General features: G+C 47.3%; 19 protein-coding genes. 7 read left to right on the top strand and 12 right to left on the bottom strand.

Annotation, left to right across the window (positions count from 1 at the left end):
• Position 1 precedes the first annotated feature (1 nt).
• Positions 2–2,218 (top strand): SpoIIE family protein phosphatase, encoded by a 2,217-nt coding sequence (locus tag BLR73_RS10835; protein ID WP_091861920.1) that lies wholly within the window; start codon positions 2–4, stop codon positions 2,216–2,218.
• A gap of 21 nt (positions 2,219–2,239) precedes the next feature.
• Positions 2,240–2,548, top strand: coding sequence for an STAS domain-containing protein (locus BLR73_RS10830; RefSeq protein WP_013065147.1), 309 nt, complete (start codon positions 2,240–2,242; stop codon positions 2,546–2,548).
• A gap of 62 nt (positions 2,549–2,610) precedes the next feature.
• Here the strand turns inward: BLR73_RS10830 and rplT are convergent, their stop codons facing one another.
• The 8 genes from rplT to BLR73_RS10790 all read right to left on the bottom strand — a co-directional run bounded on the left by rplT (position 2,611) and on the right by BLR73_RS10790 (position 9,560).
• Entirely contained in the window at positions 2,611–2,955 is a 345-nt protein-coding gene (gene rplT / locus BLR73_RS10825; protein ID WP_013064385.1) for a 50S ribosomal protein L20, read from the bottom strand.
• A 34-nt stretch (positions 2,956–2,989) separates the two neighbouring features.
• Positions 2,990–3,187: a 50S ribosomal protein L35 gene (gene rpmI, locus BLR73_RS10820; protein WP_013064185.1), complete on the bottom strand. Its 198-nt coding sequence runs from the start codon at positions 3,185–3,187 to the stop codon at positions 2,990–2,992.
• A gap of 80 nt (positions 3,188–3,267) precedes the next feature.
• Entirely contained in the window at positions 3,268–3,975 is a 708-nt protein-coding gene (gene infC / locus BLR73_RS10815) for a translation initiation factor IF-3 (RefSeq protein WP_013063391.1), read from the bottom strand.
• A gap of 99 nt (positions 3,976–4,074) precedes the next feature.
• A complete protein-coding gene (gene thrS / locus BLR73_RS10810; protein WP_041386570.1) occupies positions 4,075–6,018 on the bottom strand; it encodes a threonine--tRNA ligase in 1,944 nt (647 codons plus the stop codon).
• Between the two features lie 85 nt (positions 6,019–6,103).
• Positions 6,104–8,053 carry a tetratricopeptide repeat protein gene (locus BLR73_RS10805; RefSeq protein ID WP_013064898.1) on the bottom strand — a complete coding sequence of 650 codons (1,950 nt, stop codon included), beginning with the start codon at positions 8,051–8,053 and terminating at the stop codon, positions 6,104–6,106.
• 2 nt (positions 8,054–8,055) lie between these two features.
• The gene (gene def, locus BLR73_RS10800) at positions 8,056–8,616 is read right to left on the bottom strand and encodes a peptide deformylase (RefSeq protein ID WP_013064617.1); all 561 of its coding nucleotides are present in this window, start codon (positions 8,614–8,616) and stop codon (positions 8,056–8,058) included.
• A gap of 26 nt (positions 8,617–8,642) precedes the next feature.
• Entirely contained in the window at positions 8,643–9,056 is a 414-nt protein-coding gene (gene ruvX, locus BLR73_RS10795) for a Holliday junction resolvase RuvX (RefSeq protein ID WP_028907570.1), read from the bottom strand.
• A 9-nt stretch (positions 9,057–9,065) separates the two neighbouring features.
• Positions 9,066–9,560 (bottom strand): SPOR domain-containing protein, encoded by a 495-nt coding sequence (locus tag BLR73_RS10790; protein ID WP_033151250.1) that lies wholly within the window; start codon positions 9,558–9,560, stop codon positions 9,066–9,068.
• 230 nt (positions 9,561–9,790) lie between these two features.
• On the opposite strand from BLR73_RS10790, the gene BLR73_RS10785 reads away from it, so the two are divergent.
• From BLR73_RS10785 to BLR73_RS10775, 3 genes are read left to right on the top strand one after another with little or no spacing between them, the layout of a single operon-like run.
• Positions 9,791–10,006 (top strand): YtxH domain-containing protein, encoded by a 216-nt coding sequence (locus BLR73_RS10785; protein ID WP_028907568.1) that lies wholly within the window; start codon positions 9,791–9,793, stop codon positions 10,004–10,006.
• Positions 10,007–10,009: 3 nt separating this feature from the next.
• Positions 10,010–10,360 (top strand): phage holin family protein, encoded by a 351-nt coding sequence (locus BLR73_RS10780; protein ID WP_091861918.1) that lies wholly within the window; start codon positions 10,010–10,012, stop codon positions 10,358–10,360.
• Positions 10,361–10,365: 5 nt separating this feature from the next.
• Positions 10,366–10,650, top strand: a complete 285-nt coding sequence (locus BLR73_RS10775) for a hypothetical protein (protein ID WP_013063440.1) — start codon at positions 10,366–10,368, stop codon at positions 10,648–10,650.
• 166 nt (positions 10,651–10,816) lie between these two features.
• Here BLR73_RS10775 and BLR73_RS10770 read toward each other — a convergent pair whose 3' ends face one another.
• The 3 genes from BLR73_RS10770 to BLR73_RS10760 are packed head-to-tail and all read right to left on the bottom strand — an operon-like array spanning position 10,817 to position 13,449.
• The gene (locus BLR73_RS10770) at positions 10,817–11,578 is read right to left on the bottom strand and encodes an MBL fold metallo-hydrolase (protein WP_033151249.1); all 762 of its coding nucleotides are present in this window, start codon (positions 11,576–11,578) and stop codon (positions 10,817–10,819) included.
• Positions 11,575–12,576, bottom strand: coding sequence for a UDP-N-acetylmuramate dehydrogenase (gene murB, locus BLR73_RS10765; RefSeq protein ID WP_091862033.1), 1,002 nt, complete (start codon positions 12,574–12,576; stop codon positions 11,575–11,577). The genes BLR73_RS10770 and murB overlap by 4 nt, the downstream gene beginning before the upstream one ends.
• A gap of 33 nt (positions 12,577–12,609) precedes the next feature.
• Entirely contained in the window at positions 12,610–13,449 is an 840-nt protein-coding gene (locus BLR73_RS10760; protein ID WP_091861915.1) for a DUF4348 domain-containing protein, read from the bottom strand.
• Between the two features lie 165 nt (positions 13,450–13,614).
• Between BLR73_RS10760 and pheS the strand changes: the two genes are divergently transcribed.
• The gene (pheS, locus tag BLR73_RS10755; protein WP_013064371.1) at positions 13,615–14,673 is read left to right on the top strand and encodes a phenylalanine--tRNA ligase subunit alpha; all 1,059 of its coding nucleotides are present in this window, start codon (positions 13,615–13,617) and stop codon (positions 14,671–14,673) included.
• 47 nt (positions 14,674–14,720) lie between these two features.
• A complete protein-coding gene (locus tag BLR73_RS10750; protein ID WP_091861913.1) occupies positions 14,721–15,299 on the top strand; it encodes a xanthine phosphoribosyltransferase in 579 nt (192 codons plus the stop codon).
• Between the two features lie 130 nt (positions 15,300–15,429).
• On the opposite strand, the gene BLR73_RS10745 is transcribed toward BLR73_RS10750, so the two are convergent.
• Entirely contained in the window at positions 15,430–16,002 is a 573-nt protein-coding gene (locus BLR73_RS10745; protein WP_369821148.1) for a nucleotidyl transferase AbiEii/AbiGii toxin family protein, read from the bottom strand.
• Positions 16,003–16,008: the final 6 nt, after the last annotated feature.

Genomic DNA, 16,008 nt, shown 5'->3' with positions numbered 1-16,008 from the left:
AATGAAGAAAGCATCTGCATACAAACTAAGCTTAATCATCATGGTGGTACTGTTAGTCATGTGGGCCACCATTATGAGCTTTGTATTTGTCATTACACGTAACTCTACCGCACGCGAGGTTGAATCGCGTTACGAGGGTATTATGCTGCACGCCAACGAGAAAATACGTGGTGTGCTGTCCGACGTGTATGTGGCAGCCATCAATAGCACTAGTGTGATTGAGAACGATCTCAACAATCCCGACAAGTTGCAGGCACATTTGGAGCAAATGGTAAAGCTTAACAAATACATGTCGAGCTGTCGCCTGATATTTGAACCCGACTTCTACCCACAGCGTGGACACTACTTCGAGATATATGCCTGGCGCGATTCGGACGGCGTTATCAAGGGTAAGCAGATGAACGAGGATCATCCCGATTTCCTGACACACCCCTGGTACCAAACAGCTTATGAACGCGATGAAGGCGATTGGACACCGCCTTACTTCGATCAGGCTGCATCGCAACAGCTTACCACCACTTATATGACACACATTCACGATAAGAATGGTAATAAGGTGGCCATGCTGGGTGCCGATGTGTCGCTGGAGTGGCTCCGATTGCGCCACAAGCGTATTGACGCCCAAAACCATGAGCGTTTTGAAAAGGAATTTAAGGAAAAATCGTACAGCTTTGTACTCGATAACGATGGTACCTATCTCATTCATCCCAACGAGAATCTTATTCTGAAAACCACTTTCCAGGAGGTTGCATCCCAAACAGCCGACACTGCAGATGACGAAGTGGCCAACCACATGAGAAACCATGAGAGCGGTAGCTGTAAGATTACCAAAGACGGTGTGAGCTCAGTATTGTTCTACTCGTTTGTGAAATATGCCGAGTGGACAGTAGTGATTGTTGTACCCGAGGCCATAATTAACCATCAGGGCAACGTGCTTGGCGCCATCATTCTGGCTGTTATGCTCTTTGGTCTGATAGTTATCTTCTTCCTGAGTCGCGCCCTGATACGCAACATCGACCAGTTGAGAAAAACCACAGCCCAGAAGGCAGGTATCGAGCAGGAGTTGAAGATTGCCAGTCACATACAGCAGTCGATGCTTCCCAAGAAATATCCTCCCTACCCCGAGCGCCCAGATGTTGACATCTACGGTGAGATAGTAACGGCCAAGGAGGTAGGCGGCGACCTATACGACTACCTGATGCACGACAACAAGCTGTTCTTCTGCATTGGCGACGTGAGCGGCAAGGGCGTACCTGCAGCATTGATGATGGCCGAAACCATATCACTGTTCCGTTGCGAGGCGATGCTGGATACTGATCCCAGTAACATTATCAGTCGCATGAACAAGACTTTATGCGACACCAACGACTCGTACATGTTCGTTACTCTCTTCTTAGGCGTACTCGACCTGAAGACAGGCCAACTGAACTACAGCAATGCCGGTCACGAGCCCCCCATGCTGGTAGGCACACTGGCACGCTTTATTTATGTAGATAATAACATACCATTGGGTTTGCGCCCAGAGTGGGAGTACACCAATCAGACCATACTCATGGATCGCAACGAGATACTGTTTATGTATACCGACGGTTATACCGAGGCCGAGACGGCCAACCACGAACAGTTTGGTCGCGATCGCATCAGTAACAGAGCCAACCGACTGGCCGATTTGCATTTGGATGCGCGTCAATATGCACATCAGCATTTTGAAACAGCACAGAGCTTTGTGGGCGACACGCCACAAAACGACGACATTTCGCTGATGGCTATCAGATACCTCCCCCAACCTGCCTACGGCAGTCTCTATCACCGCTGCCTCACATTAGGCAACGATGTAGAAGAGGTAGTTGAGCTGACAGCATTCGTGAACAGCATCTGCCAAGACCTCGAGATGAACGAGACGGCAACAACCTATACCACCCTGGCTGTTGAAGAGGCTGTGGTGAACGTCATGAAATACGCTTACCCCGACCGCGAACCAAGTCATATTATACTGGAGGCCGAGGCTAACGACTTGATGCTGACATTTATACTCCACGACAAAGGTATGCCCTTTGATGCCACCAAGGCTGCCGAAGTAGATGTTGAGCAGCAAGCCGAGCAGCGCGTTGAGGGCGGATTGGGTATCCATCTGATGCGTCACTATATGGACCATATCAGCTACGAGCGCAAGAATGATGAGAACATACTCACCATGCAGAAAATAATTGAGAAATAAAAATAAAGAGAAGAGATAGAGATGGAAATTAAAATCGAGAAAACAGGCGAGCGCCAGGTAACACTGATACTGATAGGGCGCTTGGACACATCGGTATCAACAGCCGCCGAAAGAGAAGTTAGGCCGCTGTACGACTACTTTGAGCAAGAAATAGTAATTGACTGCACCCAGCTCGAATACATATCGTCGAGCGGTCTGCGAATACTGATGCACATCGCCCAGCAGGGCTGGATCAACCACTGCGAAATATTCATCCATGGCCTGCAGCCTAATGTGTACGACGTGTTCAAAACCACAGGCTTTGTACATCTGTTTAAGTTTAAGGATTAACAAAAGTAAAACCCCCGCCAATTGGCAGGGGTTTTATTTTAAGACTTGGTAAGTCGTTTAATTTACTTTACCTTCTCTACGATGGCCTTGAAAGCCTCGGGATTGTTCATAGCGAGGTCAGCGAGAACCTTACGGTTAATCTCGATACCTGCCTTAGCGAGGTTACCCATCAGAACTGAGTAGCTCATACCCTCCTGGCGAGCGGCAGCGTTGATACGCTGGATCCACAGGCTGCGGAAGTTGCGCTTCTTGTTGCGACGATCACGATAGGCGTAGGTCAAACCCTTCTCCCATGTGTTCTTTGCTACTGTCCAAACATTCTTGCGGGCACCGAAGTAACCGCGGGTAAGCTTCAAAATTCTCTTACGCTTTGCTCTTGATGCAACGTGATTTACTGATCTTGGCATAATTCTTACTTCTTTTAAATGTTAGACAATAGGTTTAACGGAGACACAACAGATCACGAACCTGCTTCATGTTGCTAGGATCAACGATAGTTGTACCTACCAAGTTGCGCTTCTGCTTCTTGGTCTTCTTTGTCAGAATGTGACTGTGGAAGGCATGACGTCTCTTTACCTTACCTGTTCCAGTGAAAGAGAATCTCTTCTTTGCACCAGAGTTTGTCTTTACTTTTGGCATTGTTTTAAAAATTTAAATTGTTATTAATATCCAGCGGCCACGCATATACCGGGCGCGCCACCTTCTTTTTTCTTCTCTAATTAATCCTCGCTCTCAGTCAGCTTCTTCAGTGCATCGGCACTAATCTTGGCATTACCCAAAAGACCACCGTTTGCTGGAATCTCAGCTGTCTCTTCAGTCTGAGCCTCTTTCTGCTGCTTTGCTGCCTCCTTAGCTTCGAGCTGAGCGGCCTCACGGTCGCGAGCCTGCTGGCTCTTCTTGGCCGAACCAGCCTTCTTAGGAGCCAAGTAGAGGAACATCTTCTTGCCTTCGAGTGATGGCATGCCCTCAACCTTTCCAACCTCTTCAAGGTCGTTAGCAAAACGGAGCAGCAACACCTCGCCCTGCTCTTTGAACAGGATAGAGCGGCCACGGAAGAATACGTATGCACGTACCTTGTTGCCCTCTTCGAGGAACTCACGAGCATGCTTCAGCTTGAACTGATAGTCGTGCTCATCAGTCTGAGGTCCGAATCGAATTTCCTTTACCTCAACCTTTACCTGCTTGGCCTTCATTTCCTTCTGGCGCTTCTTCTGCTGGTAGAGGAACTTGGAGTAGTCGATGAGACGACACACTGGCGGGTTGGCATTAGGAGAAATCTCCACGAGGTCTACTCCCATGTCACGGGCCTGGTTGAGTGCATCACGCGTAGACATAACCGACGATCCCTCGTCGCCTACGATGCGGACTTCACGTACTCGAATCTGTTCATTGATACGGTACTGATTCTTCAATTTGTCATTCTTCATTAACTACTTTTTAAGAAATCGGCTGCAAAATTACTAATTTTCTTTGAACTTTGAGCTCTGGACTATTAATTATCTGAATAATTTTATAAATATTTAACTTTAGAAGTCTTTGGTCATCTCAGCTACACGAGCATTTACCTCGTCGATGAACTCCTGAATGGTCTTAACACTCTGCTCGCCACCACCCTGTGGGCGTACAGCTACAGTACCCTCGGCAGCCTCTTTCTCACCTACGATAACCATGTAAGGAATACGCTTCAACTCGTTGTCGCGAATCTTACGACCCAGTTTCTCGTTACGCATGTCAACGGTAGCACGAACACCACCCATATCAAATTTCTTGGCAACTTCCTGAGCATAATCATTGTACTTCTCCGACAGAGGCAGGATGGCCACCTGGTCAGGTGTCAGCCACAAGGGGAAGTGACCGCTGGTGTGCTCAATCAGCACAGCGCAGAAGCGCTCCATCGATCCGAATGGTGCACGGTGAATCATTACAGGTGTCTTCTTCTGGTTATCCTCATCGGTATATTCGAGGTTGAAACGCTTAGGCAGGTTATAGTCAACCTGAATAGTACCCAGCTGCCAACGACGACCGATAGCATCCTTAATCATGAAGTCGAGCTTAGGACCATAGAAAGCAGCCTCGCCATATTCAACCTTTGCAGGCAGGCCCTTCTCCTGACAAGCCTCAACAATAGCCTTCTCAGCCAGAGCCCAGTCCTCATCAGTACCTACATACTTATCGTGGTCGTTAGGATCGCGCAGAGAAATCTGAGCCTCGAAGTTGAATCCGAAAGCTGTAAGCACGATACCGATAATATCCATCACGTTCAGGAACTCCTGCTTAACCTGGTCGGGACGACAGAACAGGTGCGCATCATCCTGTGTGAACGAACGTACACGAGTCAGTCCGTGCAGCTCACCACTCTGCTCATAGCGGTATACAGTACCGAACTCAGCGATACGCAGAGGCAGATCGCGGTATGAACGGGGCTTCCATGCGAAGATCTCGCAGTGGTGAGGACAGTTCATTGGCTTCAGCATGTACTCCTCATCCTCCTCAGGGGTATGGATAGGCTGGAACGAATCCTTGCCATAGTGTGCATAGTGACCAGAGGTAACGTAAAGGTTCTTAGAACCAATATGTGGAGTGATAACCTCCTGATAGCCGAAACGCTTCTGCACCTTACGCAGGTGATCCTGCAGACGCAGACGGAGCTCAGTACCCTTTGGCAACCAGATAGGCAGACCCTTACCTACCTTCTCTGAGAACATAAAGAGTTCCATCTCCTTACCAATCTTACGGTGGTCGCGCTTCTTAGCCTCCTCCAGCATCTCAAGATACTCGTCGAGCATCTTCTTCTTTGGGAATGAGATACCGTACAAGCGCTGCATCTGCTCGCGGTTAGCATCGCCACGCCAAAAAGCACCTGCTACTGAGGTGAGCTTAACGGCCTTGATCTCGCCTGTATCCACGAGGTGTGGACCACGGCACAGATCGGTGAAATTACCCTGGGTATAGGTAGTGATTGAACCGTCTTCAAGATCCTGCTCGATGTGCTCGCACTTATAGGTCTGTCCCCACTCAGCAAACTGCTTCAGGGCTTCGGCCTTAGGTACCTCACGACGAACAACAGGCTCTTTCTTACCAGCCAGTTCCTTCATCTTAGCCTCAATCTTTGGAAAATCGCTCTCCTTGATGCTCTCGCCGTCCTTCAGCAGTACATCATAGAAGAAACCATTCTCGACAGCAGGTCCGAAACCGAACTGTATGCCAGGATACAACTCCTGCAGTGCCTCGGCCAGCAAGTGAGCCGATGTGTGCCAGAAGGTATGCTTACCCTGCTCATCGTCGAACTTGTAGAGCTCGATGGTAGCGTCCTCATTGATAGGACGGTTCAGCTCTACTGTCTCACCGTTTACTCCACAGCTTACAACGCTGCGTGCGAGAGCCGGAGAGATGCTCTCTGCAATCTGGAAACCAGTTACGCCCTGCTCATACGAGCGAACAGATCCGTCTGGGAATGTAATGTTAATCATCATATCTACAATATATGTTTGAATTTTGAAATTGCGTGCAAAGATAGTGCTTTTATTCCAAATTAATGCATATTAATCGAAAAATTTACTTTTCGCGATACTTTTTGATGACACTATATGCCTGATAGAGTCCTAATTCGCCAGCTTTCGAAAGATCCTCGATACCTTCATCCACGTGTTTGGCGTAGATTTTTGCCAGTCCGCGATTGAACCAAGCCTCGGCCAGATCCTGATTTAGTTTGAGTGCCTGCGAGTAATCGGCGATGGCACGCTGATAGTCGCGACGCATAGCGTAAAGGTTACCTCTATTATAATATAGGTACGCGTTATGTGGTGCCAACATGATGGCATCCGACAAATCGCCAAGCACATTAGCCGACTTAAGATCTACATTGGTACCCTCAGAGGCATTAAACTCATTAATCTTAGCCTGACAAACGGCTCGCTGCCAATAGGCCAACGACGAGGTTGAGTCGATCTGCAAGCAGATACTCAGGTCGTCGATTGCATTATCAAAGTTCTGGATAGTGGCGTAAGCAATGGCACGCAGCAACAGCAACGGTGCCACTTTCGACGTTACCTTCGTCTGATCGATGACATTACTCAACGAGTCGATATACGCAAAGGTACGCTTCATGTGAACCTCGCTCAGGTTACGCTGCTCGCACGAAAGATAAACAGTATGCGAACCCGACGTCTGATTAAAGGCATCCACACTGTTTTCGTATGGATTCTCAACCTTCACGTCGTTCTGTGGCTGCACAAAAGTAAGTCCGTACATGGGCTGCAAACTTACCGCAGTCTTACGGTTCTGCACTCGTCCACGATAGTCGCTCTTGTACTCATGCTCCACTTCCTGCTCGTCGGCCACAACCAGCTGGTTATACTTATCAGGATCGATATCGCTGCGCTTACGCATCTGCTTTTTCGAGAGTCGTGGCTGCTTACCATATCGTTTATCCAATTGAGCTTTCAGGATACGGAACTCGTCAAGTTCGGCCTGTTTGGTATTACCCAATCGGCGATAACACGAGGCACGATGCTGCAATCCGAACCAGAAGTTAGGATACTCCTCGATTACCTTCGAATAGTCGCGGATGGCCGCACGCAGGTTTCCCGTCTGCTCCAACAACAGGGCACGGTTAAATAGCGCCATCAGGTTGTCGGGCTCCAACTTCAGCACAAAGTCAAAGTCCTCAATACCACGGTTATCGTCACCCACCTGGGCACGCAACAGTCCGCGGTTATAGTGACCTAAGAAGTTGTTTGGATCTAAATCGAGCGCTGTATCATAATCGGCCATTGCACCACGCAGGTTATTCTGATTAAATCGGGCCAATGCACGGTTAATATAGTTACCCGAGTGTTTGGGCAACAAGTGGATACTCTTAGTCAGGAACTCCTCGCCCTCCTTCCACTTCTGGCGAGCCAGACTAATCACGGCTCTCTCGGCCCAGATGCCACCATCGTAAGGATCGAGTTCCAAACTCTTATCAAGCGATTTCACAGCTTTGGCAGTATCCTGCTGCAGCAGATAAATCTCGGCCTGCATCGAGTAAGCACGCGCATATTTCGACCAGCGGGCCGAAATCGTATCAATCTGCGCCAAAGCTAAATCGTATTTCTTATCCTGAATCAAACAGAGCACACGATTATGCCAAAGTCCCTGATTGTCAGGATCGTAACGCAGGGCACGATCGTAATCGCTCACCGCTGCGCTATATTTCTTCTGGTTAATGCGACACAAACCGCGCAATTCGTAAGCGCTCACCACATAAGGGTTGCGCTCGATTGCTTCGGTACAGTCGCTCTCGGCTCCACGGTAGTCGTCCAAATAAAATTTGGCCACCCCACGAAAAAACCAAGGCTCATAGAGCCAAGGTTTCATGCTGATGGCCTGATTAAAATACTGGATCGACAGCACATAATCTTCGTAATAGAGTGCCGAGCGCCCTATCATCACCAAGCGATCGGTATTAAACTGCGCTTGGACCAATAACGGCAGGAATGCCAGAAACAGGAAAATGCGACGCATTTTTATTTTCTGGCCACTTTGGTCTTGTAACCACAACGGAAACGACCCTGTGTCAAAGCACGCAACTTGCTTTTAATGAGCTGCTTGCGGAGTGGCGAGATACGGTCGACAAACATCTTACCGTCGAGGTGGTCGAACTCATGCTGCATAACACGAGCCAGATACCCCTCAACCCACTCGTCGTGGTGCTCAAAGTTCTCGTCATCCCACTCTACGTGGATACGGGTAGGACGTGTAACCTTCTCGTGGATAGCAGGGATTGACAGACAACCCTCTTCCGACACATCGGTATTACTCTCATCGTACTCTACGATATGAGCATTGATAAACACCTGCTTAAAGCCTTTGTACTCAGGCAGATCATCCGAAAGCACATCCAGGTCGATCACAACCAAGCGGATGGGCTTACCAATCTGAGGAGCAGCCAGGCCGATACCTTCCGACTCAGCGAGTGTCTCCCACATATCACCAATCAAATCCTTCAACTGAGGATAATCGGGTGTAATATCTTCGGCCACCTTACGAAGCACAGGCTGACCAAATATATAAATAGGTAATATCATTCTAATTGAAAATCAATAATTTATAATTATTTTTTTGAACGCATAAAATCTTCGAGAATGATGGTAGCCGAGATTTCATCTACCAATCCCTTGTTCTGTCGAGCCTTTTTCTTCAATCCACCATCCAGCATGGCCTGATGGGCCAGCACCGAGGTAAAACGCTCGTCGTAATACTGGATAGGAACTTCGGGCACAGCCTTGCGCCAACGGTTCACAAACTGCTGCACACGTGCCAGGTTCTCACTAGGTTCGCCATTAGGCTGACGTGGTTCGCCAATCACTATCATCTCTACCTGCTCGCGGGCAATATAAGCCTTCAGGTAGTCGAAGAGTTCTGACGTAGCAACAGTCGCCAATCCTCCAGCTATAATCTGTAGAGGATCGGTGACTGCCAGTCCGGTACGTTTCTTACCGTAATCTATAGATAATATTCGAGCCAATGTTGCTAATTAACGAGCGTTATACAGCAACCAAGCATCGGGATATGACGCACGAATCTGATCGCGGCTAGCAGCTGCTGCAGCCTTATCAGAGAAGGTAGAGGCGATTACGCGATACATATTCTTATCATCGTTCTTAACCACCTGGGCATCGTAACCAGCATTCTTCAGGCGCTGCATCAAGCCCTCGGCATTGGCGCGAACACCAAACGAGCCAACAACTACGCTGAATGCTTTCAAACCACTACCACTAATCAGCGATACACTCTCCTGGCGTACTGATACGTTGTCGAGATTGTCTACTACCTGAGTCTCAGTAGCTGGCTTAGCCTCTACAGGAGCTACAACGGGGGCTGTTTCAACAACAGGAGCAGCCTGCTGCTGAGCTGTATCGTACTGCTTAGCCTTCTCGTAAGCCTTCTTATAGGCACTCTCGTTAGTCTTACAACTTGTCATTGCCAATGCCATGCACAAACCTGCGCATAATACAGTGTACTTCTTCATTTTTCCTAATTTTTATTTTTTAATTACTTATTTGATTCTATTTTTGTGTGCGAAATTACTAATTATTGCGCAAAAGCGAGCCAAAACACCACATAAAGTTTGTTAAATCGGGCAAAACACAACTTTTTTATTAAAAAATTGGCTGATTTTTGCATAACAACCGAAAACTTTCGTATATTTGCAGACAAATAGTCTAAGTATTAAGTATTAATTTTAAAAGCAGTAAGATTATGAAAAGTTTAGGTTACATTAGCGCATTTCTTGGCGGTGCCATTGCTGGCGCAGCTCTTGGTATTCTGGTAGCCCCCGAAAAGGGACAGGACACTCGCGTTCGTATCACTGATGCTGTAGAGGACTTCCTGAAGAAGCACAACATCAAACTGAGCCGTAAAGAGGTAGTTGATCTCGTTGACGACATTCAGGACGCAGCAACCGAGGAGGAGTAACCCATGCTGTCAAGCGATAAGAACGTTGAGAATATAGCACAGCTGATAGAGGTGCTGAAACACTATCTCGGGCTACAAACGGAATACGTTAAGCTCGATATGATAGACAAGGTGGTACGTCTGGTTACGGCTGCCGCCTTGGCTATCGTGTTTATACTGGTGATAGCGGCTTGCCTTACCTACCTGTCGTTTGCCCTCGCCTTCTGGTTGGCAACATATACTGGTACAACTCTGGCTTTCCTCATCATATCGCTACTCTATCTGCTGCTATTCATTCTATTTATCATCTTCCGCAAACCTTGGATCGAGAAACCTCTGGTTAGGTTCTTGGCAGGTTTGCTACTCAGTAAATAAGCACTATGCCGTACAACAAGAAAACAACCACCGATTTTTGCACGCTCGAAGAGATTCGCGAGCGCAAGGATGCTTTGCTTGACGAAATCCAGAAAGATAAGGACAAGGTTTCGTCGCTTTGGAACCAGACATTCCTGAAGCGCGACGAGGTGTCGAAGGGCGACTATATTGCCAGCTTGGTAAGCAATGGTTTTATGGCTGTAGATGCTATTCTGCTGGTACGCAAACTCATGAAAGGCTACAGCTCGCTGTTTGGCAAAGATAAGGGCAAACGCAGAAGATGGATATAAAAAAAGGGTCACCGCTGTGACCCTAACCTTTGTTAACCTTAAATCTAATACTATGAAAAACACACGGTGCAAAGATACGACTATTTTCGACACCTGCAAAAAATTCCCCTAAAATATGATTATTAATTAACTTATTTTAAAGAAACCAACAGCATATTTTACATAATTACAGATATATTTCTTGTCCATCGTAAGCCAGATCAATACCCTCTGGCAGCAGTTTATTTACCTCTTCGTGCAAACCCACATCGTGGCATACGTGGATGATTAGCGTTTGCTTGGCTCCCACCTTACGGGCAAAAGCAATGGCATCGTCCATCAGCTGGTGCGAGTGGTGCGGCTTATCGAAACGCAGGGCATTAACCACCAGCAACTCAGTACCTTCCAGATATGTCAGCTCGCCATCATCAATGGTCTTCATATCCGTGATATACGTCAGCTTACCAATCTTATATCCAAGGATAGGCAACTTACCATGCATCACCTGGATAGGCAGCACTTCCAGATCGCCAATCTGCAAAGGCACATGAGGTTCGATTTCATGAAGTCCGATGGCGGGCACACCCGGATAGCGGTTCTCTGCAAAGCAATAAGGCAGCATCTCCAGCATCGACTGCTTGGCCAGCTTATCGGCATACACATTGATAGCGCCAAACTGACAATACGGACGGATATCATCCATACCTCCCATATGGTCGTAATGCGAGTGGGTAATCAGTATACCATCAATCTTGCGGAATGGCTGTGGCAATATCTGCGCACGAAAATCAGGTCCGCAATCTATCAATATACGCGTATTATCTGTTTCAACCAATGCCGAACAACGTGTACGCTTATCCTTAGGATCGGTACTTTTACACACCTTACACTGGCACCCGATAACGGGTACACCACACGAGGTTCCTGTGCCTAAAAACGTTAGTTTCATATCACGTTCACCTCCGGATAGATATCGATACCAAATTTCTGCTTCACGTCGGCCTGAATCTGCTGGCAAAGTGCCACCACTTCCTGACCTGTTGCGCCACCACGATTTACCAGCACCAAAGCCTGCTTGTCGTGTACACCTGCCCTACCCATCGATTTACCTTTCCATCCACACTGGTCGATCATCCAACCTGCGGGTATCTTAACATTTTCGGCATCGATATCGTAATGCGGCATACCTTCGTACTGGGCAGCTAACGCCTCGTATCTCTGGCGATCCACAATGGGGTTCATAAAAAAGCTGCCTGCATTGCCCAACACCTTGGGATCGGGCAACTTGGCCTCACGTATGCGGATAATCGTATTGCGTAACTGCTGGGCAGTAGGCAGGCTGATGCCCTCCTTCTCCAGCTCGGCACGTATATTACCATAGTCCAATCGGGGCTCGAACGTAGCTGCAAATTCGTACTCTACGCTCAGTATCAGGTATTGATTTTTCCAATCGTGCTTAAACTTGCTCTGACGATAACCATATTCGCACTCTGCATTCTCAATCACGCACACATTTCCTGTGGCAATCTCAACAGCACGAATGCTACGAATCAAGTCCTTAGCCTCAGCACCATAAGCACCGATATTCTGAACGGCACTCGCACCCACATCGCCAGGAATCAGCGACAGGTTCTCGGCGCCATAAAGTCCCCTCTCAATACTCTGGGCCACTACATCGTCGAACACCTCACCGCTACCACACACCAAGCGGTTGCCATGGCGCTCAATACCCTTGCAGGCAGAGTGAACCACGACACCCTCGTAATCGCGAGTTAACAGCAGATTACTGCCACCACCTATTATAATATAAGGTACGCGCGTGGTGCGAAGCAACTCGGCCACCTCCTTGGCTTCGGCCTCAGTGCTGTACTCCACAAACTGTGCACACTTAGCCTCAATACCAAATGTGTTATGTTGCTTCAGACTATAATCCTTCTCTATTCTCACTTTCAACTATCAACTTTCAACTCTCAACTAAACTTACGTCATCAACTTCTTCAGCAGCCATTTGCCACCTTCTTTTCTAAAGCGCAACTCCATTTCGAGTCCGTTAGCTACCCCCCGCAGCAGATAAATCTTCTGTTTACCCTCTGGCTGTGGCTTACCATAAATAATGTTGTACAGGGTCTTATGAGGCAGAGTTGGTGCAAAAGCCTCCCATGTATCAGGTGTAATCACACCTTCCATCATGTTAAAGTCGTCGTCGGGATCTGGACCAACAAAATCCACCGTCTCGCTCAGGCTCTTTACCTGGAAAGCACTATCCGTTACAAATCGGCGATAAAAACTCAGGAACGATGAGTTAGCATCAGCCTGCAGTGGTGTAACTCTGATTTCGAGCAGCAACCATGCACCTTTGATGCGCTGGAACACGTAGTTCTTTACCTGATTCTTCGAAAGCAGAATTTTTTCTACTACAGCCTCGCTCACGGCCGTATCCTTCATCAGCTGCATCTGCTTGTCGTCGTTAAATAATAAGGTATAGTACCCCTGACGCATAAACAGGTGTTCCATCTTCCATTTGTCCTTTTCAACTGTGGTCGTCTTGCCGTTTTCGGTCACTCTGAGTGGGAAAACAATGCGTTCCTTCTGCAGCTTCTTGTTAGCCAGGAAGTTAAACAAGAAATCGTCGAACATGGCATCAGCAGCTCTTGGCATTGGAGTTTCTGTAATCAGCATCTCCATCGAGTCAACATCCGTGGTGTCAATAGAGTCAGCCACACTATCGGCTGGCACTTCTTCTGTCTGATTGGCTTTGTTCCCTGTGCATGAGAACATCATCAGTACCGTTGCGAAAATCGCGATAAAAAACCTTTTCATCTACTTAATGTAGTACCCTAATCTTTCTATTTCTCTCAAAATTTCGGCAAAGATACACATTTTTTTAGATATAAGTACACAAGAACAAACTTTTTTCTGTTCTTTTGTTCTTTTTATCCCAAAAAATAAGTACCTTTGCACGCAAAATTGCAATTTTTATAGTTTATGATACTTGATAAGATAGACGAACTTCTGAAAGAAGTACAGAATTTGAGCGCCAAAAACGCAGAGGAAGTTGAGCAGCTCCGACTGAAATATCTGAGCAAGAAGGGTGAGATTACAGCCCTGATGAACGATTTCCGCGAGGTTGCTGCCGATCAGAAAAAAACTGTCGGCATGAAGATTAACGAACTGAAGACACTGGCCACCGAGCGCATCAATCAGCTGCGCGAGGAGTGCGAGACCCAGGAGGGAGGCGAAGAAGCTCTCGACCTTACCCGCACACCCTACCCCATTGAGCTGGGTACACGCCACCCGCTTACAATCGTAACCAACGAGATTATCGATATTTTCTCGCGTATGGGCTTTGTGCTCGCCGATGGTCCTGAGGTTGAGGATGATAACCACATCTTTACCAAGATGAACTTTGCTGCCGATCACCCCGCACGCGATATGCAGGATACCTTCTTTGTATCGCAGCATCCCAACGATGTTACCAAGAATATCCTGTTGCGTTCGCACACATCAAGTGTTCAGGCTCGCGTGATGGAGCACATGCACGACGAGAACGGCAAGCTTACTGCTCCTATCCGCGTTATCTGTCCAGGTCGTGTATATCGTAACGAGGCCATCACCGCCCGTGCACACTGCTTCTTCCATCAGGTAGAAGGTTTGTATATCGATAAGAACGTATCGTTTACCGACCTGAAGCAGGTACTGCTTTCGTTCGCTAAGGAGATGTTCGGTGCCGACACCAAGATTCGTCTGCGCCCATCATACTTCCCATTCACAGAGCCCAGTGCCGAGATGGATATCTCTTGCTTCATCTGTGGCGGTGAGGGCTGCGGCTTCTGTAAGCACACCGGTTGGGTAGAGATTCTGGGTTGCGGTATGGTTGATCCTAACGTGCTCGAGCTCTGCGGCATCGACTCAAAGGAGTACACCGGTTACGCCTTCGGTATGGGTGTTGAGCGTATCACCAACCTCAAATACCGTGTTAGCGACCTCCGCATGTTCTCTGAGAACGACACCCGCTTCCTCGAAGAATTCGAATCAGCAAACTAAAATAATAATTTAAGCCTCACCGCTAAGGTGGGGCTTTTTGTGTTTTTATGAACTATCTAGAACAGAAAATCCTTCAAGAGTGTGAGGTCAGACCTGGTAATATTCTGAAGATTGACAGTTTTCTCAATCATCAGATTCAGATGGACGTGATGCGTTTTATTACCCTGGAGTTCAAGAGAAGGTTTGCAGACACCAAGATTACCAAGATTCTCACCATCGAAGCCAGCGGCATAGCCATTGCCACTATGCTTGGCAACAGTCTTGATGTGCCCGTAGTGTTTGCTAAGAAGAGCCAGACACTCAATAGCAGCGACGACAAATACATGTCGCACGCCTATTCTTTTACCCATAAGATGCAGAACATGGTGTTCGTTTCAGCCCCCTATCTCTCTGCTTCCGACCATCTGCTGATAGTAGATGATTTCCTTGCCGAAGGCGAAGCCATGCATGCTCTTATCGACATCGCCCGCCAGGCAGGTGCCACAATAACAGGCATTGGTATCGCCGTAGAAAAGGGCAACCAAAATGGCGGTCGCATACTTCGTGAAGAAGGCTACCACTTAGAATCCCTCGCCATCATCGAAGAGATGAACTACGAAACCCAAACCATCAAATTCCGCGAATAGACGATATAGTAAGTAGCATGAGTTGATTCACGTATTTTTCCACAACTTGTGGAAAAATCTTAATGTATCTACCAGCCAACCATTTGGCTTCATGCAATTCTTTGTTTACAGCACTCCCATATACGCCGTTTTAAATCTTCTGGCGGTTATATTCCTCTACCTGACGTTTGATTTCCGTTTTGATGGTTTCCCAATCTACCTTTTGGAACATATATGGCATAGGCTGAGGATCGGCATCAGCAAAATATGTCATACTTAACAACGCTCTGTATTCAGAGCCATCAGTATATTTTTGCAAATAGAGTTTGATGAGCTCTTCGAAAGAATAATGCTGAAGCAAGAAATACACATCAACAAAGTCTTTCTTGGTTCCTCTGCCCATTACAGCATTCACCTTCATGGCAGCAATATCCTTTGAAGAAGCTAACCTAATGCCATCTTCGATTACAGGATCATCTATCCAATCATAGCGATAGTTTACAACATCCACCTTAACACCATCAAGAAAATATGATTTAATAGCCTTTGTGCATCCACCTTTCTCTACATCCGTTGCACACTCAGTCATCATAGCGGTAAGTTCGTCAATATCTTCGGTTGTAGATCCAAAGAAGTCCAAATCAACTGAACGACGATGGCCATACTGCAAAGCTAATGATGTACCACCTACTAAACGCATATCTTTTAGTAATGGCTGTTGCATTAGTTT

This window comes from Prevotella sp. khp1 (assembly GCF_900102205.1).
In the GTDB taxonomy this organism is placed as follows: Bacteria; Bacteroidota; Bacteroidia; order Bacteroidales; family Bacteroidaceae; genus Prevotella; species Prevotella ruminicola.
Note: the sequence above shows the minus strand (reverse complement) of the source record. Positions and strands in the feature narration are given on the sequence as shown.

Excerpts from the sequence above, each read along its gene's own strand:
- BLR73_RS10835 (WP_091861920.1), top strand. The coding sequence starts at position 2 with ATGAAGAAAGCATCTGCATACAAACTAAGCTTAATCATCATGGTGGTA.
- BLR73_RS10830 (WP_013065147.1), top strand. The coding sequence starts at position 2,240 with ATGGAAATTAAAATCGAGAAAACAGGCGAGCGCCAGGTAACACTGATA.
- rplT (WP_013064385.1), bottom strand. The coding sequence starts at position 2,955 with ATGCCAAGATCAGTAAATCACGTTGCATCAAGAGCAAAGCGTAAGAGA.
- rpmI (WP_013064185.1), bottom strand. The coding sequence starts at position 3,187 with ATGCCAAAAGTAAAGACAAACTCTGGTGCAAAGAAGAGATTCTCTTTC.
- infC (WP_013063391.1), bottom strand. The coding sequence starts at position 3,975 with ATGAAGAATGACAAATTGAAGAATCAGTACCGTATCAATGAACAGATT.
- thrS (WP_041386570.1), bottom strand. The coding sequence starts at position 6,018 with ATGATTAACATTACATTCCCAGACGGATCTGTTCGCTCGTATGAGCAG.
- BLR73_RS10805 (WP_013064898.1), bottom strand. The coding sequence starts at position 8,053 with ATGCGTCGCATTTTCCTGTTTCTGGCATTCCTGCCGTTATTGGTCCAA.
- def (WP_013064617.1), bottom strand. The coding sequence starts at position 8,616 with ATGATATTACCTATTTATATATTTGGTCAGCCTGTGCTTCGTAAGGTG.
- BLR73_RS10790 (WP_033151250.1), bottom strand. The coding sequence starts at position 9,560 with ATGAAGAAGTACACTGTATTATGCGCAGGTTTGTGCATGGCATTGGCA.
- BLR73_RS10785 (WP_028907568.1), top strand. The coding sequence starts at position 9,791 with ATGAAAAGTTTAGGTTACATTAGCGCATTTCTTGGCGGTGCCATTGCT.
- BLR73_RS10780 (WP_091861918.1), top strand. The coding sequence starts at position 10,010 with ATGCTGTCAAGCGATAAGAACGTTGAGAATATAGCACAGCTGATAGAG.
- BLR73_RS10775 (WP_013063440.1), top strand. The coding sequence starts at position 10,366 with ATGCCGTACAACAAGAAAACAACCACCGATTTTTGCACGCTCGAAGAG.
- BLR73_RS10770 (WP_033151249.1), bottom strand. The coding sequence starts at position 11,578 with ATGAAACTAACGTTTTTAGGCACAGGAACCTCGTGTGGTGTACCCGTT.
- BLR73_RS10760 (WP_091861915.1), bottom strand. The coding sequence starts at position 13,449 with ATGAAAAGGTTTTTTATCGCGATTTTCGCAACGGTACTGATGATGTTC.
- pheS (WP_013064371.1), top strand. The coding sequence starts at position 13,615 with ATGATACTTGATAAGATAGACGAACTTCTGAAAGAAGTACAGAATTTG.
- BLR73_RS10750 (WP_091861913.1), top strand. The coding sequence starts at position 14,721 with ATGAACTATCTAGAACAGAAAATCCTTCAAGAGTGTGAGGTCAGACCT.
- BLR73_RS10745 (WP_369821148.1), bottom strand. The coding sequence starts at position 16,002 with ATGCAACAGCCATTACTAAAAGATATGCGTTTAGTAGGTGGTACATCA.